Annotated in this window: 18 protein-coding genes and 1 pseudogene; 15 read left to right on the top strand and 4 right to left on the bottom strand. The window is 40.6% G+C overall.

Annotation, left to right across the window (positions count from 1 at the left end; genetic code table 11):
• The first annotated feature begins 53 nt into the window (after positions 1-53).
• The 4 genes from GW828_RS00695 (at position 54) to proX (ending at position 5,676) form a co-directional block, all read left to right on the top strand.
• The gene (locus tag GW828_RS00695; protein WP_273057235.1) at positions 54-1,787 is read left to right on the top strand and encodes a cyanophycinase; all 1,734 of its coding nucleotides are present in this window, start codon (positions 54-56) and stop codon (positions 1,785-1,787) included.
• A gap of 753 nt (positions 1,788-2,540) precedes the next feature.
• On the top strand, positions 2,541-3,767 hold the full coding sequence (gene proV, locus GW828_RS00690) for a glycine betaine/L-proline ABC transporter ATP-binding protein ProV (RefSeq protein WP_182697205.1): 1,227 nt from the start codon (positions 2,541-2,543) through the stop codon (positions 3,765-3,767).
• A gap of 26 nt (positions 3,768-3,793) precedes the next feature.
• A complete protein-coding gene (locus GW828_RS00685; protein WP_182756552.1) occupies positions 3,794-4,645 on the top strand; it encodes an ABC transporter permease in 852 nt (283 codons plus the stop codon).
• Positions 4,642-5,676: a glycine betaine/L-proline ABC transporter substrate-binding protein ProX gene (gene proX, locus GW828_RS00680; RefSeq protein ID WP_273057238.1), complete on the top strand. Its 1,035-nt coding sequence runs from the start codon at positions 4,642-4,644 to the stop codon at positions 5,674-5,676. The genes GW828_RS00685 and proX overlap by 4 nt, the downstream gene beginning before the upstream one ends.
• Before the next feature lie 87 nt (positions 5,677-5,763).
• Here the strand turns inward: proX and GW828_RS00675 are convergent, their stop codons facing one another.
• The 3 genes from GW828_RS00675 to GW828_RS00665 all read right to left on the bottom strand — a co-directional run bounded on the left by GW828_RS00675 (position 5,764) and on the right by GW828_RS00665 (position 9,707).
• Complete coding sequence (locus tag GW828_RS00675) at positions 5,764-6,738, bottom strand: NAD(P)H-hydrate dehydratase (RefSeq protein ID WP_273057240.1); 975 nt, start codon at positions 6,736-6,738, stop codon at positions 5,764-5,766.
• Between the two features lie 309 nt (positions 6,739-7,047).
• Entirely contained in the window at positions 7,048-8,265 is a 1,218-nt protein-coding gene (locus GW828_RS00670; RefSeq protein ID WP_182697209.1) for a cyclic di-GMP phosphodiesterase, read from the bottom strand.
• A 560-nt stretch (positions 8,266-8,825) separates the two neighbouring features.
• Complete coding sequence (locus GW828_RS00665; protein WP_273057242.1) at positions 8,826-9,707, bottom strand: LysR family transcriptional regulator; 882 nt, start codon at positions 9,705-9,707, stop codon at positions 8,826-8,828.
• A gap of 85 nt (positions 9,708-9,792) precedes the next feature.
• Between GW828_RS00665 and GW828_RS00660 the strand changes: the two genes are divergently transcribed.
• From GW828_RS00660 to GW828_RS00630, 7 genes are all read left to right on the top strand, one after another.
• Positions 9,793-10,218, top strand: a complete 426-nt coding sequence (locus GW828_RS00660; RefSeq protein WP_273057245.1) for a PACE efflux transporter — start codon at positions 9,793-9,795, stop codon at positions 10,216-10,218.
• A gap of 174 nt (positions 10,219-10,392) precedes the next feature.
• A complete protein-coding gene (locus GW828_RS00655) occupies positions 10,393-10,521 on the top strand; it encodes a hypothetical protein (protein ID WP_273057247.1) in 129 nt (42 codons plus the stop codon).
• A gap of 456 nt (positions 10,522-10,977) precedes the next feature.
• Positions 10,978-12,081: a flavin reductase family protein gene (locus tag GW828_RS00650; RefSeq protein ID WP_273057249.1), complete on the top strand. Its 1,104-nt coding sequence runs from the start codon at positions 10,978-10,980 to the stop codon at positions 12,079-12,081.
• A gap of 4 nt (positions 12,082-12,085) precedes the next feature.
• Positions 12,086-13,141, top strand: a complete 1,056-nt coding sequence (locus tag GW828_RS00645; RefSeq protein ID WP_273057251.1) for a fatty acid desaturase family protein — start codon at positions 12,086-12,088, stop codon at positions 13,139-13,141.
• A gap of 123 nt (positions 13,142-13,264) precedes the next feature.
• Complete coding sequence (locus GW828_RS00640) at positions 13,265-13,723, top strand: DUF2127 domain-containing protein (RefSeq protein ID WP_273057253.1); 459 nt, start codon at positions 13,265-13,267, stop codon at positions 13,721-13,723.
• Between the two features lie 480 nt (positions 13,724-14,203).
• Entirely contained in the window at positions 14,204-14,674 is a 471-nt protein-coding gene (locus GW828_RS00635) for a Dps family protein (protein ID WP_124015988.1), read from the top strand.
• Positions 14,675-14,861: 187 nt separating this feature from the next.
• Entirely contained in the window at positions 14,862-15,644 is a 783-nt protein-coding gene (locus GW828_RS00630) for a hypothetical protein (protein WP_182756540.1), read from the top strand.
• Between the two features lie 94 nt (positions 15,645-15,738).
• Here the strand turns inward: GW828_RS00630 and GW828_RS00625 are convergent, their stop codons facing one another.
• Positions 15,739-16,323: a TetR/AcrR family transcriptional regulator gene (locus GW828_RS00625; RefSeq protein ID WP_182697214.1), complete on the bottom strand. Its 585-nt coding sequence runs from the start codon at positions 16,321-16,323 to the stop codon at positions 15,739-15,741.
• Between the two features lie 455 nt (positions 16,324-16,778).
• Between GW828_RS00625 and GW828_RS00620 the strand changes: the two genes are divergently transcribed.
• The 4 genes and pseudogenes from GW828_RS00620 to GW828_RS00605 all read left to right on the top strand — a co-directional run.
• A complete protein-coding gene (locus GW828_RS00620; RefSeq protein ID WP_182722822.1) occupies positions 16,779-18,113 on the top strand; it encodes a sensor histidine kinase in 1,335 nt (444 codons plus the stop codon).
• Between the two features lie 73 nt (positions 18,114-18,186).
• Complete coding sequence (locus tag GW828_RS00615; RefSeq protein ID WP_273057257.1) at positions 18,187-18,726, top strand: response regulator transcription factor; 540 nt, start codon at positions 18,187-18,189, stop codon at positions 18,724-18,726.
• An 861-nt stretch (positions 18,727-19,587) separates the two neighbouring features.
• Positions 19,588-20,598, top strand: a complete 1,011-nt coding sequence (locus GW828_RS00610; protein ID WP_273057259.1) for a substrate-binding domain-containing protein — start codon at positions 19,588-19,590, stop codon at positions 20,596-20,598.
• 441 nt (positions 20,599-21,039) lie between these two features.
• Positions 21,040-21,690, top strand: a pseudogene (locus GW828_RS00605) (IS3 family transposase); the annotation flags it as partial.
• Positions 21,691-21,794: the final 104 nt, after the last annotated feature.

The following is a 21,794-nucleotide window of genomic DNA, read 5'->3' as shown; positions in this document are numbered from 1 at the left end:
CGTAAGATAGGTGCTGAGTCAATACATGGCAGAAACTTTTTTTGAGTACTACCATGAAAATTTCGATTAAACCTAATTTCAATGCCTTATCTTGTCTATTATTTAGCTTGTTAATCAGTACTTTGTTGCTGTCGTTATACAGTTCAATGGCGCTGGCTAGTACTGCTGTCAATACCGATGTTACTCCGCCGGTTCAAACTTTCGATTTAATAATGGTTGGCGGTGGGTTGGTCACTTGCAGTTCTTTATCTAGACAAAACTGTGTGCCTGGCAGTCAATTTACTGCTGATGCAAAACAAACCTCTGTTTATCGATTAACGCATTCTGCACTCGAGCGAGCCTTTAAACATCCGAGTTTATCTGGGTTAACAGCACCTCAAAAAACTATATTGCTCCATGCCAGTCAGCAGCAGGGTGATGCGGGTTCTAGTTTGAGCTATCAAGCATTTTATGATGCCATCTCTGCTGTTGAAAAAGATTTTTTAACGGATTTAAACGATCAAGTTTATTATGCTTTATTGGATTTACTTGAAGACGAACAAGCAATTACCTCGGGTATCAATCGCCAAGAACATGTGATGCTGAGTGCGACCCAGAACCAATATGGCGCGCAGATATTCTCTTTGTTTACTCAGCAAGCACTGTTTAAAAAACAACAACGGCAGCCGCAAGCTAAGCGGCCATTAATCGCCGTAGTTACCGCATCTGCAAGAGATCCTTTTGAATCAATTGATTTCTATACTCAAGTTTTTGAGCAAGCCGGTGCGGATGTTATCTGGCTGCCTTTAGATAGCGCATTGCAAGCCGCTATAGCACAACAACAATGTGATCAGTTACCTGCATTGCGCGAAAAAATTCAAGGTAATGTCGATCGCGCGCGATTGTATCCGGTTGCTACCGCATTACAACAATCCATGTGTGTATCTCCTGATTCTCTTTACCAGCAACTGCTTAATATTGACGGATTATTTCTTAATGGTGGTGATCAACGTTTAACATTATCAGCTTGGTTAACACCACAGAAAAAGCCAAGTAAAGCGCTTGATATTATTAAAAAAAGATTACAACAACATCAAATTGTGATCGGTGGCACGAGTGCAGGTACGGCAGTAATGACAGCTCAATATATGGTCACAGGCGGCACAAGTCATGGCGCATTAACCTATGGCGTGTTGGCTGCCGAGGCGCCAAGTGAGCGATGTGAGGAGAGTCATTGTCAGTCAGACATTCCGGCTACTGCGGTTACGTATTCCACCGCGGGAGGATTAGGTTTTTTTCCATTTGGAGTCACTGATACCCATTTCTCACAGCGTGAGCGGCAAGTGAGATTATTCATGCTAAGTGCCTTGTCTGAAAATAAATTAGGCTTTGGAGTCGATGAAAATACCGCTCTGTTAGTTGATCTTCGCAATCACACAGTATCTGTTGTTGGCGAGCATGGTGTTTGGGTAGTGGAACAATCTCATGTTACTCAAACACCACTATCTTATTCAGGAGTCATGCATTACTTAACCGCGGGTGATAACGCAAAAATAGATGTAGTCACGCAATCGTTAAACCATATTCAATTATTAAGCGCTGATAAGACGATCAACAAGCAAGCCGATGTTAAGCGTGAGTTTAATGCTTGGGTTGATAAAGCCTGTGTAGATGGCCAAAATGATATTGATCTTGGCCAAGCTAAATTGATTATTAAACCCCAATCACAACAAGAATGTGACCAAATTAAGCGTAATGGTCAACATTATCAAAATATAAATATACAGCTCAATTTAGTTAATCATTAATCTGTTTTTATGCCCTTTATTTAAGCCATATTTTGGACTTTATTGGGTTATGTTAGCGAGACTGATAACTAAATTTCTACATATAATCTATCAAGGTTTTTATCCCCTTATAGGTTAGCTAACCTCATCTGTCGATGTGAATCCCTAGCAGTATTGTGTTGGGGATTTTTTTAGACAAAATTCTGATTTTATTGGCTGACATTTAAGTTAATCCATTTTTAATGCTGCTATCAAAGCGAAATTACGACAATGAATCACGTTGTTTTAACTTACTGATCAATAAGCTTTCATCCTCATTGTCGCAGTAGAGGCCATATCAATTATTGGATCAAATCGATTCGTCATCACCGCATAAGACACTTGCTCTTGCAAACAAAAATAAGCACCGACTGCATTCAATTTTACAGCGTTATCTGCCTAGCGGTTAACCAGTCAACACTAAGCCAAAATGCTTAACACAATAGTGACAAATAACGCCCATGAAGAAAGTGATACCGGTGAGTAAATCAGTAGCAATGATCCTAAGTTAAAACGTTGTCAATCTGCTCGGAATTTTTACAATTAAATTCAATGATTTATGTCTAATTTTAAAAACGCTAACATTGACAGGGCGATCGCTTAGGGACTACTGTATAAAATATACCACGAAAGTGTGTGGTAAATATTTAACAGCGCAGGATCTATTCATGTGCTTTTTATGTAGCGTTAGTGCAAAAAAGCCGAACGGCGTAAAAAAGCGTCATGGAAATTGGTATGGAAAAAATAGAGATAAAAAACCTTTATAAGGTTTTTGGTTCTGAGCCTCGCAAGGGGGTGAAATTACTTGAACAAGGGAAAAGCAAAGAAGAGATTTACGAACAAACAGGACTAACGGTTGCCGTACAAGGTGCCAGTTTTGTTGTCAATAAAGGTGAAATTTTTGTGGTTATGGGGCTATCCGGCTCAGGAAAATCAACCCTAGTAAGAATGTTAAACAGGCTTATTGAACCCACATCGGGAGAGGTGTTGGTTGATGGCCAAAATATCCTCGACATGAATAAGGACGAACTGGTCAAGTTTCGCAGAAGTAAAACCAGTATGGTGTTTCAATCCTTCGCGCTTATGCCCCATCAAACAGTGTTAGAGAACGCCGCATTTGGCCTCGAACTTGATGGCATGGATAAAAAACAGCGTGAAGAGCGAGCCCTAGATGCTTTAAAACAAGTCGGACTCGAAGGCTTGGAGAAGGCCTATCCCAATGAGTTAAGTGGCGGTATGCAGCAGCGAGTAGGATTAGCGCGAGGCTTAGCGGTTGATCCTGATATTTTGCTCATGGATGAGGCATTTTCGGCGCTTGATCCGCTTATCAAGACAGAGATGCAAGATGAACTGCTGAAACTGCAAGATCGCCATGAGCGCACCATCATTTTTATCTCCCATGATTTAGACGAAGCATTACGCATTGGCGACCGAATTGCCATTATGCAGGGCGGCCGAGTGATTCAGGTGGGGACCCCAGAAGAGATTCTGCAAAATCCCGCAGATGATTATGTGCGCGCATTTTTCCGAGGTGTGGATCCAACTGGTGTTATCTCGGCTGGGGACATTGCCCGCGACAGTCAACCAACCGTTGTTTGGCATACTAAAGCCGGTAGCCCACGCGCCACCCTAGAAATGTTGAGTATTAAAGATCGCGAGTTTGCCTATGTACTTGACTCAGAACACCGCTTTTTAGGTGTGGTCTCTTCAGACTCCCTGCGCGACGCTATTGACCAAGGAAATGGTGCCAGCAAACTTGAGCATGCTTTTCTAACAGATGCTAAATCAGTTCAAGAAACAGATAGTCTTCAGGATATCTTATCCCTGGTCGCCTCCCATTCTTGGCCTATTCCAGTTGTAAACTCAGAAAGTAGATATCGCGGCGTTGTTTCTAAAAATCTGTTTCTTCGTACCTTAAACCGTGCAGAGAAGGGGACTTATTTTGAGCAGTCAGCATCTTAGAATATTAGCTTCAGGAGTTTTAAATCATGTTCAGTTTTGATGAAAGAGTGATTCCTTTAGATGTTTGGATCACCAATTTAGTTAACTGGTTAGTTGAAGGCTATCGATGGTTTTTTCAACTGATCAAATGGCCCGTCGACTTTATTTTGTCTGGTGTGTCAGATGGTTTACTGGCAACTTCACCTCTGCTTGTTATTGCCCTGTTTGGTGTCATTGCTTGGCGAGTGTCTGGTCTAAAGCTGGCTGCCTTTACGCTGTTATCATTGGTGCTCATCGGTCTACTCGGTTTCTGGTCAGAAACCATGATAACCCTCGCCATGGTCTTTTCATCCGTGGTGTTCTGCACCCTTGTTGGTGTGCCATTTGGGATATGGGCTGGACGCAGTGATCGCGTTAACAACATTCTACGACCCATTTTGGACGCGATGCAAACGACGCCAGCCTTTGTCTATTTGGTCCCCATTGTGATGCTTTTTTCTATTGGCAACACAGCGGGCGTTCTGGCGACCATCATTTTTGCCCTGCCACCCTTGGTGAGATTAACCAGTCTCGGTATTAGGCAGGTACACCCAGAGTTAGTCGAGGCTGCGCTCGCCTTTGGGGCAACAAGCTCGCAGGTTTTACTTAAAGTTCAGATACCACTTGCTTTACCGACCATCATGGCGGGCCTGAATCAGACCATCATGATGTCGCTCTCCATGGTGGTAATCGCCGCAATGATTGGCGCAGGCGGCCTTGGGGCACCTGTCGTTCTGGGCTTAAATACACTTGATATTGGTTTGGCCACGGTGGGCGGTCTAGCGATTGTTTTATTAGCAATCATTCTCGATAGGATCACCCAATCAATGGCAACCAAAAAAAATAAGGACGTAAAATGATACTTAAAAAAGTAATACAGGGTGCAGCGTTAGCTGCAATGACAGTGACGGGATCAGCAGCGCTTGCAGATACTCTCAAGCCAGGTGAAGGGATAACCGTTAAACCCGCTCGTGCGACATGGGACACAGGTTTTTTTCAGGAAGCACTTGTTCGCCGGGGTCTTGAAACGCTTGGGTATGATGTCGAAAAGCCTAAAACGCTGGTTAACCCCATTTTTTACAAAACCGTCACACTCGGTGATATTGATTACTGGACCAATGGTTGGTTTCCAATGCATAACGATCAGCTACCGAGCAATTTCGACGAGAAAGCCGAAAAGGTTGGTTATGTTATTAAAGCCGGTGGATTAGGCGGATATTTAGTCTCTAAAAAAGAAGCCGATAAATATAATATTACCTCTCTTGCAGATTTTAAACGCCCTGAAGTTAAGAAAGCATTCGATACTAATGGAGACGGTAAAGCGGATTTGACTGCATGTCCTCCTGGTTGGGGATGCGAGAAAATCATCACCCATCATATGGATGTTTACGGTCTAAAAGATTCGATTAATCCGGTGAAAGCAGCTTATGCAGCTGGGATGGCATCCGCTATGGCGGGTTATAAAAATGGTGGTCCGATATTTTTCTATACTTGGGCGCCTAACTGGACCATTTTTAAAATGAAGCCAGGTAAGGACGTAGTGTGGATAAACGTGCCTGAAATTAATCCGACTAAAGCTCAAAGTTCAGCTGTTGAACGAATGACGGTACAGGGGCTTGAAGGCGCGGTTTCTGATCCGGTAAAACTGGGGTTTGTGGCTTCTGATATTCAGATTGTTGCCAACAAAAAATTCACTAAACAAAATCCTGCAGCAAGGAAGTTTTTTGAGGTATTTACACTGCCATTGGCTGACATCAATGAGCAGAATACTCGTATGAACGATGGCGAAAAGAGCAAGCAAGATATTCAACATCATGTAGATGGGTGGATTACTAACAACCAAGAAAAATGGAACGGTTGGCTTACTGAAGCACGAAATGCGGCTAAATAGTCTCAAGCTTTAATATATAAGTAACCCGGCGTACACCTATTGTACTTCCGGGTTGTTTTTTATACTTATGATTAAACCGTTAAACCGTTAAACCGATAGAACTTGCAAGATAGCCCGAGGAATATAGTTAAGTAGGTCACTGGCTAACATGCCATATTGACTTAAGTCCTCTGCAGCAATATCACCTGCTAAACCGTGTAAATAGACACCTAAACATGCGGTATCTATAGGGCTGACACCTTGAGCACAAAAACCAGCTATCATTCCGGTTAACACATCGCCGGTTCCGGCTTTGGCAAGCGCGCTGTTTCCTGTTGGGTTGATAAATACCTGCTCGCCATCACTAATCACAGTATGTTTGCCTTTAAGTACAACGACTGCGTTTAATTGCTTAGCGGCCATATTGGTATAGTGCACCCGTTTGGCTTGGATTTCGCTAACATCAAGATTCAATAATCGTGATAACTCTTTGGGGTGTGGCGTGATAATGCTGTGTTTTGGTAGGGTTATCGATGTGGTTGCGATATTACCTGGGTGAAGTAAGCGACTGATAAAATTCAGTGCGTCAGCATCGAATATGACCGGATTAGGATTAGCTTGTAACTGAGTTAAGAGCGCGTAAAAAAACTCACTATTACCATTAGGGACAGATAAGTCATCTGAATCGCTATTGTGATGCTTTTTGTTACCCAGAGAGCTGTTGTCAAGATAATTACGGCTACGACTAAAGTTAACGCTGAGTTGGCCAGTACTTTGGCCAATACTTAATCCACTGCCTATTGAAATCACACTGGCTTGGTTAAGTTTATCGTCAAGTTGTAACACGGCCATTTTATCAATTGCTTGTAGATCAATTGTCTGCCAACGAGCGGTCTGTATTTGTGTTGCTAATAAGTCAGTATTTGGGGCGTTATTATCATATTTTGCTGTCATCTGAGTCAGCAGCGGTAAGGTAACAACATTTGGCGTTAATGCACTCACACTGTCACATACCGATGGGCTGCTGGCTAAGGTGACGTAACCCGCGCCAACCCGCACCGCGATAATGAATCGAACCTGCAATATTCAATACATGGCCAAAAGTCATTTTATGGCTGTTATCTGGCCGAGGCGGTAATAGAGCGTTGATATGGTCATGGGTGAGATTTTGCATAGTGGCCAGCGATTATGATCAATGTTTATATCATAACTTATCACAGCAACCACTAAGATTGATGCCTGCAACAAAAAATGACAATACTGAAGGTATTGTCATTTTATTTATGGTGATACTAAAACTGGATTTAATCGTGATGATATTTTTTAAGCAATGACATGCATATATATCTTTAACATAGTGGCTAAGTTTTTCGGTTAATTTCTTTGTTGGGATTAGCCTTCTTGCGCCAGGTATTCAATAATTTGTTCCATGTTCAGATTAAAATCATCAGCACGCACACACTTTACAATTAAGTCATCAGTGACGGTTGCCAAATCAATTTTTTTATCAGATGCAAAATGATCCGGTTTTAGATGATAAAAGGGTTTCACAAGAGGACGTATTGGATCTTGAGGATTATGACCTTCAACGATAGCCAGCCTATTTGATTCAAGTTGTACCACAGAGCCGACAGGATAAACTCCCATACAGCGAATAAATTGGTCGACTAAATCTTTATCTAATTCATTGTTGTCTGCTAACGCACGTAAAATACTAAAGGCTTTTACCTGAGCATAGCCTTGTTTGTAGCAACGATGAGAAGTGAGCGCATCGAAAATATCACAAATGCTAATCATACGGCCATAAAGGGTAATTTTATCAGCCGTTACGCCGAACGGGTAACCCAAACCATTGAGTTTTTCATGGTGTAGGCTCGCCACTTCTAAGCTCAGCGCACTGATCCCAGGAGTATTTTTCATGATCTCAATAGAGTAACTGGCGTGAGTTTTCATAATATGAAACTCTTCTTCAGTCAGTCTATCGGGTTTGTTGAGAATGCGATCGGGGATCATGATTTTACCAACATCATGTAAAAAAGCCCCGATGGCCAGTTGATTAACAATCTCTTTGTCGATTTTCTTGTATACGGCAAACATCGTCATGAGTACTGACACGGACACTGAATGCTCAAGTAAATATTCATCTTTATTACGAATATTAATCACACATGATAAGGCATTGGGATTATTAAAAATTAAATCTGTTGATTCTGTGGTAATTTTTTCTACCGGATCCATGTCTAACGGAAGACCGTGCTGCGCATTATGAAACAGCTTTTTTTGAATGTCTTTTGATTCATTGAATACTTGGCGCGCTCGTACTATTTCTTGATTAAAGAAATTTGCTGTCACATCGGTGCGCGCAGGCGTGACTTTTTGAGGCGCTTGAGGCTTAGGCACATTGACCTTAAGATCAACTTTTTCGACAATAACTTCACTTTTACTGGTATCAATGAGCAGCTTAGTAACCGACTTTTGTTTTAATGCTTCGATAACACGCTTGCTTTTAATCACACCTGGCTTAGTTAATGAAAACATGTCTTTAGGTTCAGTGATTTCAACTACATACATTCCAACATCAACGTCAGTAATGTTATGTTCAATCAGCATATATCGGTTCCTTGGGTATTTATTTGCATCAAAGATAAATCAGTTACTCGGTATTTATTCATACAGCATTGCATAAGATAGTTCATTTAACATTGTAATATAAGCAAAAATGCTAAGAACATCAGCCTGTAGCACAATCTTTAGCATGATATTGTTCAAAAATGCTTGTGCAGTTAATCAACAATGTGAAAGGAGTACTATTTGGATATTATGCCTAATTAGCCGTGAGGTCCAATGGCTTTGAACAATCATTATTTAATCGTATTATTTTAGCCCGATTTATAGAGTTTATACCGTTAATACAACCCTTTAAATACAGGTGTGAATATTGGCTAATGGCACATTAGCCTGAGTTAAGACACTGGTAATGTTCAACAATAGAGATTCTGGTCATTGAGAAAATAACGCTATTCTAAGAGTTAACAATCCTGGCTAAATATCATAAATGATTTGAGTCGCGTGAAACCTGTACGTTAACCCTTGGGCATACATCCATATATCGCATATTTTCGCTTATGCTTTAGCATATACATCAGCCGATATTGCTCATTTTATTAATGTTATGGCGTTAGTAATTGCCGTAATGAGTGCCTTAGCTGTTTAAATACTGGTTCGCTGCTATAGCGATGATGCTGAATAACATCGACATTTGCCTGCCAGCCAATTTCTTTAAATTCAGAGGGTAACAGCACTAATTGGCCATTATCTACATAGCTGTTGGCAATATGATTAGGCAGCAAGCACCAACCATGTCCCTGTAATGCCAGTTCAAGTAAAATATAATAATTGTCGGCATACCAAACATCTGGACTAATGGCTAACTGAAAGCTACTGGATTTGGTGTTGCGTGAACGCATTAATAATTGGCGGTGCAGCTTTAAGCTGGCTAAGTTATCACATACTTGTTGTGCTAGCGCATGGCTACTGGCGACATACATATCAAACTTAATTGAGCCAATGGATTCAAAATCAATTTGCGTTGGAATAACTAGTTCACTGAAAATAATTCCAGTGACGGCTCGGTCAGTGTCAATCATATCGATAATATCAATGCTTGAAGCGGTTAAAAATTCTAAGGTGACATTTGGGAAATTTGCTTCTAACTCATTAATAATATTTGACAGTTTTTGCAGTGGAATGCCTTCATCTAAGCCAATGGTTAACTCTGAAAGTGTTTGCTGTTCTAAGGTTTGGGCGCAATAGCGTAAGCGTTGATGCTGCGCTAATAAGACTTGGGCATGTGGCAACAGCTTTTTACCGGCCGAGGTTAACTGCGGATATCGTCCACTACGATCAAATAAGCTAGCGTTGCAGTCTATTTCGAGGTTTATCACATGCTGGCTGACCACCGACTGCGCTTTATGTAAGGATCTTGCAGCAGAAGAGAAAGACCCAGTTTCTACTGTCGCCACAAAGGCCTCAAGTTGCTCAATACTATACATATCGCTTTTCCCGATGCTATCCAACTATTATGTATCCCTATTCTGGATGACAATAGTTGAAAGGTCACGATATATTGAGTCTATTATGCAAGGTAAAGAAAGAGTGTTTCAGGCGATAACGTTTGAGCTGCTGGCAATGGCGCTTATTGTGCCTACAAGCGCGTTAATGATGAAGCAAGAGGCCAGCGATATGTTGGTTGTGAGTATTGGTTTGTCGTTATTTGCTATGTTATGGAATTACATTTATAACGTGTGGTTTGATAAAATAGTTGGTCCAAATAGGATTGAAAGAACGTTACTGATCAGGATTGTACATGCATTGTGTTTTGAAGGCGGCATGTTGTTGGTCACTATTCCATTAGTATCATGGTATCTGTCATTAAGCCTTATCGAGACCCTGATATTAGAAGCTGGAGTGTTGATTTTTATTTTAATTTATACCGCGGTCTTTAATTGGCTTTACGATATATATCAACCGTATCAAAAATGGTTTGCTAATTTTGCTCAATAATTTGGTTTATTAAATTGGCTCAATAATCGTTAACTTATATTACTTGTATAAACTAATGATTACCTGTGTGGTCTATTTAATACCTAAGCGGAGTTTGTTTATATTACTTCCATGACTATTGTCATGATCACAGTGCCATCTTAGCCCGTCAATAATTATAAGCTGGATGTGAATGTGAAACATGATTGCCTAGGTTGCACATCTTATTTACGCAAACCCGTTCGCTGGGGTTATGGCTGGTCGTATCCTAGAGATTACGGCTCGTTAACTGTCGATGAGCTTAAGCAAGTTGAGCAACTGTAACAACCCTTATTAATATCACCATTCTAGTTCAACTCAAGAGGGGCAATATTTGGGGCTACCTAGCCAAGATGATACATTTGCATTTTTAAGCTTACACGCGAACATTATTTGTGTTTTCTTGAGAAAAAGTAAGCGATTTTTTTCTTCGTAACCACTCAGATGTCGTTGGTTTTTAATATCACTTATCGGCTAGTGTTAACATTTTAGACCGATTAACTTACGCTTTGCAGCTTATTACTTTCAGCTGGTTATTTCAGTTTTTTAATTGATGCTATGCCTTTTATAAACCCATCATCAACTCAGTCCGCTTAAATTCATCCACGGTCACGAGTGATGTTGTACCATCCATCACGCTATATTAGGCTTAAACGATATAGTTAACATGGCTACTTGCACCACAATATAATTTAAGAGTACAATTGTGCGCTGAAATTGAGCTAACACTTGTGCGCTAAAATGAATCTATTGACCCGACTTAACCAAGTCACCGCAAAAACCTTATTCCATACTGACTCTCTTGGCAGTTATTTCGAACCTATTATGCAGCGCATAAAGCCCGCTTGGCGCACCGATTGGTTTCGCGCCCAAGTGTTGGGGCATCAATTACTTCGTGCCGATGTTGTGCAACTAGACTTGTCTGCAGATAAAGCCTGGCCGCAAGCCATAGCAGGCCAGCACGTGTTATTGATGGTAGAAATTAATGGCCGTTTAATGACCCGACCTTTTTCAATCTCCTCTGCACCCGACCAGTCCCATAGCCAATACCCTAAAAAGCGCGTGATTCGTTTAACCATTAAGACCCATGTTGACGGTGCTTTTACGGCAAAATTATTGGCGAATATTACCGCGGGTACTTATGTCAATTTAAGTGCGCCACAAGGTGAGTTTGCAGTTAGTGACCGTATCCAACCATCAACACCATTATGGTTTGTGGCGGCTGGCAGTGGCATTACGCCATTTATGGCGATGCTAAACCAACTGGCGTTGTTACCACAACAACCACAAAATCCCATTAATTTGGTTTACTTTGCCAAGCCGGGTGAGCATTTGTATGTTGACGAACTCATGGCGTTACAGCAGCAGTTAAACCAATTAAAAGTGCAATTGCTTATTCGTAAAAATGGCGACAATTTAGCGGATGCTCTGAGTGACTGCACCGTGAAAAGCCAAGTGTTGGTATGTGGCCCAGGCCAGTTTAAGCAGGATGTTGATCGCCAATTAGATGCCATTAATCAACCGTTAAAGCAGCGGCAAGCGGAGTATTTTCAAGCTCCGGTTATGTCGCAAACACACAGCGGCGAGCAGCATATTCAGTTAACCCAGCGTGGTAAACAAACCCAGCTAACATTAGCAACCAACAACTCTTTACTCAATGGCTTAGAGCAACAGGGGATCAGTGCTAATTTTGGTTGCCGTATTGGTGTGTGCCATCAATGCCAGTGTATTAAAAAATCTGGTGTGGTGAGGAATATGCGTACCGGTGAGATATCACAGCAAGGTGAGCAATTAATTCAATTATGTATTTCTCAGGCGGTGACGCCACTTGAGTTGGAACTGTAAAGTGATGAATAAGAATATTAATTTTGATCTGTTAGCTAACGAGTTAGATGAGTTGAAACGTCAAACGTTAACCGAAGTTGGCACAGCCGATGCGGCCTATATTCGTAACGTCATTGTGTGGCAACGAGCTTTAGAGTGGGGCGGGCGTGTGTTATTGATGTTGGGGGTTATTCATCCACTCTGTTGGCTTGTGGGTGTGTTGAGCTTAGCCAGTGCCAAAATTCTCGACAATATGGAAATCGGTCATAATGTGTTGCATGGACAATACGATTGGATGAACGATCCTCATATTAACTCGCGTCAGTTTGATTGGGACATAGCCTGTGACGGTAAAAGTTGGCAACGGATCCACAATTATGAGCATCACACTTATACCAATGTGATTGGTAAAGACCGAGATTTTGGTTATGGTTTGTTGCGTTTGTCGAATGACTTTTCCTGGCGGGTTAAAAACCTGTGGCAATTTCTCACTTACCTAAATTTAAGCATGCTATTTCAGTGGGGAGTTTCTTATCATGAACTCGCCGCAGAACGTGTTTTTATGGGCAAAAAGAAACAAGACCGCACGTCAAAAATTGATCCAAGCGAACTGAAACGACGTTTTTTTAGTAAAGGCGGTAAACAATTATTCAAAGATTATCTGCTATTTCCCTTGCTCGCGGGGCCGCTATTTTTGTGGGTGCTATGTGGTAACTTAATCGCCAATTTAATTCGTAATTTATGGACATCGACTATCATATTTTGTGGTCATTTTACCTCAGATGTTCATACCTTTAGCCAAGCTGAGTGTGAAAATGAAACTCAAGGTCTGTGGTATTATCGCCAGGCATTAGGTTCGTCGAATATTCTCGGCGGCAAATTATTTCATATATTCACTGGTCATTTGAGCTTTCAAATTGAACATCATTTGTTTCCCGATCTGCCATCGTCACGCTATCAGCAAGTGGCGCCAAAAGTGCAAGCTATCTTTGCCCGTCACGGTATTGCTTATCATACGGGACCTTTTTTACGTCAATATAGTCAAGTGGTTAAACGAATACTGCGTTATTCACTACCTTAAATGATCTTCAGGTTAACGGCTAAGCACTTCAACTGAAGTGCTTTTTTACCAGTAAAATAGTCATTGGCGACATTGTTGTGAGCCGCTAATATAGGCTAATCGGTTTAGAGTGGATATGCGAAAATGATAGCGTCAGGCAAAGGTGTACGTGCGGTTGCGGTATTAGAAGCCAGTAAAGGAATGTTGGCTTTATTGGTTGCTATCGGCCTGCATGCATATGCTGGGCAAAACCTGTCGGCGCTGGCAACACAATGGATGATTCATCTACACTTAAATCCTGCGAGTCACTATCCCGGTATTTTTATTTCGGCCGTTAGCGCAGTATCACCATCGAGTTTAACGTTAATGGCAATAGGTGCTGCAGCATATACCTTAATTCGTTTTATTGAAGCTTATGGTTTATGGCATAACTTACGCTGGACTCAATGGTTCGCGTTGGTCAGTGGCGCGATATATCTGCCTTTAGAGCTTTATGAAGTGGTTAATCACTTTAACTTAATGAGTGTGGTGGTGCTGATAATTAATCTACTGGTGGTGGGATATATGTATTTGGTGTTATTTCCTCGTCGCGTTTCAATATGAGCTGTATTTCAAATTTTTTATAAAGCGATTAAGTTGAACTATTAACATAAATTAATCGTTGAGAGTTGATCCTTTATATCATGATGTTAGTATAAATACATTAGTAACGTTAACGATGAGTTAGCCATAGCGCTATTCATCAACAGTAACTATATGGTGTGTAATATATTATTAAGGCATCTGTTAAGATGTTATTGGTTTGTTTTTAAAAGAGACCTTTTAAAAGAGACCTATGAGTTGAGTAATAGTGTTAATATATAGACTCTATTTATAGGTTTAACACATAGGTTTAACACATAGGTTTGATACTATACACTGATGTAATATTATATTAGTTAAGTTGGTATATGCATTAAGGCCAATATATTGTTATTCGATGTTATGCTTATTTTATTAAGCGACTTATGAATAACGTGTATTCACCATTTATACAAATGCTGTAATGTTATGACTAATTAATTCTACTTTGAGAGGAATAAAATGACAGACATCGATATTGGTATAAAAAAAGACGACCGACTAAAAATTGCTGAAGGCTTAAAAAGTTTATTAGCAGATTCATATACACTTTATTTACAGACTCATAATTTTCACTGGAATGTAACAGGCGTACACTTTCGTGAGTTACACCTGATGTTTGAAGAGCAATATACTGAGCTTGCGGTGGCTGTTGATGATATTGCTGAACGCATTCGTACATTAGATGTAGCAGCACCGGGGACTTACAAAGAGTTTGCTCGTTTAAGTTCAATAAAAGAAGTTGAAGGTGTACCAAGTTCTGCAGATATGGTTGATTTATTAACCCAAGGCCATGAGCAAGTGGTTAAAACATCGCGACAAGTGCTTAAATTAGCTCAAGCGGCTGATGATGAATCAACCGCTGCATTAGTGTCAGATCGGATGCGCATACATGAAAAAACTGCATGGATGTTAAGAGCTACACGCAAGTAAGCTGCTGTATGAGATCAACCGCTTCTGATTGGCGTTATATCGCTAATAAAGGCTAATAACTTGCAGTAAAATCAAACCGCTGTCTTTGCTACAGCGGTTTGTTGTTTTTGGCTTTCGGATACGAAATTTATCGATCTCAATAGCCAAAAACGATAATCTAGCGTTTTGATTTTTTGATGATGCTATTGTGACCGATAAAGCCCTTAATAAACTTGCTAAGCATTTATATGCTCAGCGTGGTATTCCTCATCCTGACTCAAACTATTTAGCCTTTGTGCCCCAAAGTATTGAACAGGCTATTGCTGTACAACAATTGATGATAACTCAACATGGCACCATTGCAGGTTGGAAATGCCTAGTTCCGCAAGCTAATGGTCAGTTAATTGTTGCGCCAATATTATCAACAGCAGTGAGCCAGACTATTGATTGCGGCATTATACCCAGTATTAAAGACGGGCAGCCAACCGCGCTGATAGAGCCTGAAATTGCGTTTATTTTAGGTCAGGACATTGAGCCTTATCGCCATTACAGTAATGATGACATTGACCAAGCTATTAGTGCTACACACATGGCTTTAGAATTGATTCAAAATCGTTTTAGTCGTGAGATACAACCCAGTTTTTATCAAAAACTTGCCGATGGCTTGAGCAATCAAGGTCTGTACATAGGTCCAAAAATAGACACTTCTATTGCTTATCAAGCCAGCCATATTGAGGTGGTGGTCAGTGGCGGTGAACGCACCGCAAGATTACAGCAATTTTCTGGGGTACACCCTTGTGAATTACCGCAAAACCCTGTGTATTGGTTAATTAATTACTTAGCAAAATTGGGCATTAAGCTCAGTGCTGGTCAAGCCATTATCACGGGTTCATATTGCGGTGTTGTCAAAGTCCCCATGGCAACAGAAGTGAATATTGAATATACAGGTATCGGTCAATTTAATATCAAGTTTTATGACTTACTTACCTAGTGGAGTTGCTGGCGGATTTAAAGCTGTCGTTAAATAATACGACATATTTTTGTTATCATTTGTTAAAAATTAAAAAAGCGCTCAAAGCGCTTTTTTAACTTTCTAATTGAATAAAGAATTCTTCTAGTTCTCTGTTTACTGTGTCTGTATCGCCGGTGGCTTTGAGATAAGATCGTAAACCAATAATGTGCACTTGTAGCTTTTTCGCCACTTGAGATTTATCTAATTTGCTTGGTAAATCACCATCATGCTGAGCTTTTTCTATGATACTGGCAAAGCGATGCTCAACTTGAGTCAGCAGATCTTTAGCTATGTTCAGTGTTTCTTGATGAGATTCATCGAGTTCAGCTAAAGTGCGCACAACCATGCATAATTCGCTTGGCACTTCGGCACAGCAAGGCACGATAATACTGCGTAAATATTGCTTAAATCCATTCCAGGCACTGTCACTTTGGGCTATTTTTTCATTTAAATCACCCGTGGAGGTTTGCACGTAATGAATCAACGTTTGGTGAAATAAATCGGCCTTACTACCGAATGCGGCATATATGCTGCCAGGCCGCATATCCATGGTAGTTTGAATTTCTCGGGTCGAAGTCGCCAAAAAACCTTTTTGCCAAAATAGATTTTTTGCTTTTTCAAGTACTTCTTCACGATTAAATTTGGAAATATTAGCCATTAGTGCCTCTTTTAGTTAGATCACTATTTTACGACAAGCCGGTAACCTAAGGCCAGCCTATTGTGCTAAATATTAATTATAAAGCGTAACAGTTATCTATTGTTAACCCTAAAATAGACACCATATAAGTGACTCAATACAGCCATTGATGCGTGTTATCATTTAGCGTTTTTATCGTTAGCATGGATCAAGTTAACGTTAAACAGCAGTAATTCATTTATAATAAATGACTTCAATATTATGTTTTGTCGTCATTATCTGCTCACTTATTTCAAAGGTGAGGTTAAACCTGCTTGCCAATAATCACGTCAGTGTGTTGTTGTGAATTAAATGGTCAATATTGGCATCACAATGGTGAAATAGTTTGATAAAGTGATTTGCTATTATGGCAAAGTCAGAGTAGTGGCAGCAGGGGATTGAGCTGAATATATCATCAACATTAGGATCGCAATAGTATGGCAAATGTGAACATGCCTTTTAACGCAAGTCAGCAACAATTGGCCTTACTACGACTGGTTAATTGGGGTTTAAAAATTGGGCTGATCTTGTTTGCCACAGACTTATTTGGGTTAACAACTCCTCCAATAGCTTTATCATACGTGTTAATTATTGAAGCTTGTTATGTTGGCTTTAGTTATCGTTTTCATCGACTGAGCATGAACAACAATGGTTTGTTGTTTTTAACCTTATTGTTAGACACTTTGTTTTGGGCAACCTGGTTATATTTTACCGGCGGGGCGACCAATGCTTTCGTATCATTACTATTATTACCGATAGCTATTTCTGCCATTACCTTGCCTCGTTGGGCGCCTTGGTACTTAACCATAGTATCAACCGCATTTTATACCTTAATGATTGTCGATATTTCAGATGAAATGCGCGATCCCGCTATGGCCCATGACATGAGCCAAATGCCAATGACCCATACGATACAAGCCAATCAGGCTATGCCTGTAAGCCACAGTATGGATATGGGCTCGCACTATTTAGGCATGTGGTTTAATTTTGTGATTTCTGCATTGGTGTTAACGGTTACCGTAGGTTTTATCGCCAAACGGATACGCCAAAAAAATGCAGAGCTACGCTATTTACGCGAAGCCCAGTTACGCCAAGAAAAGATTTTGGCGTTAGGCACCGCATCAGCACAAATGGCTCATCAGCTGGCAACACCATTGGCAACATTACGCTTATTGGTTGATGAACTGTTCGAATCGGCCAATGATGCTGAACAAACAGAATTGATTAGTGAGATGCAACAAGCGCTTAATCGATGTGAAGTTACCTTAAGCGATTTACGCCTCGCCACAGAGTCGATACGCGAGCATAAATTAACCCACCAACCGGTTAATCAGTTAGCTGATATGTTGATTGACCAAGTGAATTTATTAATGCCAGAAACTCAATTAAACATCACCTTAACGCCACAAGTCGAGCAGGGGATCTTATATACCGACATGAGCTTATTACCGGCGTTAATGGCCCTGATCCAAAATGGCGCTCAGGCGAGTCAAGATAACCAGCACTCAGCCGTTGTTGATATCAATATCAGCCTGTCACAGCCACAAGAATTGAGCATCACTATTCGCGATTACGGTGTCGGCATTGCTACTCATTTGCTTCATACCTTAGGTAATAATATGGTAAAAAGCCCCAAAGGGATGGGCATCGCGGTATTATTAAGTCACACCAGTTTTGAGCGTTTAGGCGGTAAGTTATACCTTAAACCGCACCCAGACTGTGGCACCGAAGCCATAGTGACATTACCGCTTAGTGTACAAAAAGCGAGTTGAAGCTATTTTAACGAATAGAAGCGAATCGAAGTAAACAGAAGTTGAAATAAAGATAAGCTGGATTGAGATCACCATGAACAAGCTATTGATTATTGAAGATGATTTGGCCCTAGCTGCCATTTTAGCCCGCCGCCTCGGCAAGCATGGGTTTGAGTGTAAAACCTGCCATCACGCCAGTGATAGCTTATTAATGGCAAGGCAATTTGTGCCCACCCATATCGTGTTAGACATGAAATTAGCCGAACATAATGGCTTGTCGTTAATTAAACCCTTAAGACAACTTTTACCCCAGGTACACATGGTATTGCTCACTGGCTTTGCCAGCATCGCCACCGCCGTCGAAGCCATCCGCCTTGGAGCAGACAATTACCTCGCTAAACCCGTCGATACCCAAACGTTATTAAATGCATTATCCGTCTCGGCTAAAACCACAACCACTTATGATGATATTGAAGAACAGCCACTTAACCCCAAGCGCGTTGAATGGGAACACATTCAACAAGTGCTCGCCAACAACAATGGCAATGTATCAGAAACCGCACGACAATTGGGTATGCACCGCAGAACCTTACAGCGGAAGTTATTGAAAAAGCCTACGGCTGATAATCGGTAAGAAAGGTGGCTAAACCAAGTGTCATTCCGGTAATGCTTTTGAGCCGGAATCTAGCGTTGTTCTTTTATGTTTTGTGCTTTATGGCCTAAGGCCGCTATCGTCGTGGCGCTTCGCTTACACCAGAGCAAAAGGGTAAAGCGCATTCTTATTTATAAATCAGCCTTTGCAAACCCTCAGCGTTCCGGCAACATTTTCAAAAATCTACAAGGTCGCGACGGAAGGAGATCCCGCTTTTAATTTCGTTTGAATTCCGCTTTGGCCCATCTTGTCATAAAGAGTGAAAATGCTAACGATTGTTATGGTGAATGGATTCACGAATGTCGTGGTGGCATGTATGCCAAAGAACGACTTGTAACTCGAAAGCTAGTGGGGATCTGATAGGCAGGATGCCTTGGAATTCGTGAACGGCTATGGTCAGCTCACTGACTCTTTTATAAAGAGTCTTCAATGGCCTCAAGTTCAGAGTTGAATTTACCCATTTACAGGTACTAACTCATTTTTGGACAGAATTTTTAGAGAAGCTAGTGTTTCAGTTTAATTTTATAAAAGTTTACTCTGATTCGATTGAGTTATTAATATCCCCACCCAGTTTCATTTGAATGTCTGCGAAAGCGCTTGATGCTTGGAATGAGCCAAAAACAAGCAAGCAATAAAATTATGACAGGCATTCAAAAATTAGAACCAATTGGTTACTTGTATGGTGTTGCCATGCTGACGCATGGGGGAGTTCAAAACACAACAATATCGATTAGCTCACACTGATAGGTTCAGCAATACCGTTTCAGCTCACATTTTTAAATGAGTTTCTTTGCTATGTTTTATTGTAAGCTGAGTCGCAATATGATTATTTAAGGAGGGAGTATGGGGAGATCACTTGTATTGTTTGTTGCCTTTAGTCTAATACCCATATCTTCTGTCTATGGAAAAGAATTAAGACTTGCCGTGGTACCTAAATTTCATAGTGTTTTTTTTGAGCGAAGCAAAGCTGGCTGTATAGATGCAGCGGCTCAAATAAAAGGCGTGGAATGCATATATCGGGGACCAGATATAAGTAATGTTAGGATGCAAGATCAGGTAATAAATCAACTTATTGATGAAGGTATAGACGGTATCGCAGTAGCCGTTACACAATCTAAATATCTCGTTAAAAATAGCCTTAAGAGAGCTAAAGAAGCAGGTATTCCGGTTATTACCTATGACTCTGATATTGATGTTTCAATCAACGAAGATCCTAATAGTTTACGCCTAGCCTATATCGGCACTGACAATTTTGAATTGGGTAAGTCATTAGGTGAAGAGTTAAAAAAACTTCGGCCCAATGGGGGAACGCTAATAATGCAATCTGGGCGACCAGATTCTCCCAATCTGAATTTAAGATTGATGGGTGTCCGTTCCGCATTATCGGGAAAAAAATACGATGTACCTCCTGGAGAATTGCTTAATAACGATTCGGGATGGACTGAAGTTAGAGAACCTTTCTTTAATTTTGATCAATTGGATCAATCTATTAATCAAATGGAGTCTGTAATGAAAGGTAAGCCTGTAAAAGCAGACTCTTTTATTGCTGTTGGTGGTTGGCCGCAAAATGACCAAGAACTTTATCGTAAAATGATTGCCCCGTACCAGGCAAAAATTAATAACAACAAGGTCATCATTGTTATTACTGACACATCCTCTGAACAATTAGCTATGTTGGAAGATAATCTTGTTCATATCAATATTGGTCAAGCCCCATATGAAATGGGAAGACTAGCCATTTTGACACTGTATAAAATTGTAACAGAACAAAAATATGAGAAAACAATTTACACACCTATCACAGTTTGCACACCAGAGAACGTTGATACATGTACCAAGATTACGGGATTGTAATCATATTTAAACAGCATGGTATAAAAGCTAACGAATAACTATTTATAATATTTCCCAAATCTCTTTTGGACAGAAATAATTTAGATCATTGAGTCTAATTAATCTGACATTGATTAAAAAAGTATGGTAATCAGATATGCTGTGCTTTTATCTCTAAGGAAGAAGGTTAAACAGCATCGGGTAGAGAAAGAAATACTAAAAAAGGCCAGTGCCTTCTTCGCGAAAGAAATGAATTAAAGTTTCGGTATATTCGAGACAACCGCTCTCAATTCGAAATAAAACAGTTTGTAGGGAGCTGAAAGTCATTCGCAGTGCCTATTATGACTTTTTAACGAGACCCGCTAAGATTATTAGCGAAAATTAGCCAAACCTATACTGAACGGCAAAGTGTCTTTTCAGGCGTAGTCGTAACAGCTTAGGCTCACGTCAGTTAGCGAAAAACTAGGTGAAAAAGGCTTTGTTATTGGCCCTTATCGTACTCGCTCTATTATGAGTAAGCTCGGCTTAGTCGTGACTCAGCGGCAAGCTTATAAAGTAACGACGAAGCGAAAACACAGCGACAGTGTTGCTGATAATGTTCTAAACCAAAACGTTAAACCAGCCTTGCCTAATCAGGTTTGGGCGGGTGATGTGACCTATTTAAGAACTAATCAAGGCTGGTTATATCTGGCGATTGTGATGGCCTTAAACTCTAGGTGCATAATCGAGTGGGCGATATCAAAGCGGATGACCGTCAGTTTAGTTGAGCGTGCGTTACAAATGGCCTCAATGCTTAGTCAACGAGGTCAGGAGATACTGTTTCACAGCAACAGAGGCGCTCAATATACGAGTAAACAATTTCAAGGAAAAGGCATTATAGCTTCGATGAGTGGTGTGGGAGCCTGCTTGGATAACGCCTTTGTTGAGCGCTTCTTTGGTAGTTTGAAGAATGAACGGCTGTTGAATGTTGTGTATTTGACGCGAGAAATGATCAAGCAAGATGTTGAACAATACATTAGGTATTACAACCATGAACACTTGCATACAACGCTCAGTGACTTAACACCCATCAGCTATGAGAAATTACAAAGTCAGGAGTCCAGTTGTGCTTGACCAGAATAGTCTTTCATATTCACTGTATATAGACAGCTTTTGGTCTGTTTTCTAAAAATACATTTCTGTAGTTTTTTGTATTATGAGGATACATTATTAATTTT

Source organism: Shewanella vesiculosa, assembly GCF_009994065.1.
GTDB classification, from domain to species: domain Bacteria; phylum Pseudomonadota; class Gammaproteobacteria; order Enterobacterales; family Shewanellaceae; genus Shewanella; species Shewanella vesiculosa.
This window is presented reverse-complemented; position numbering and strand designations above follow the sequence as displayed.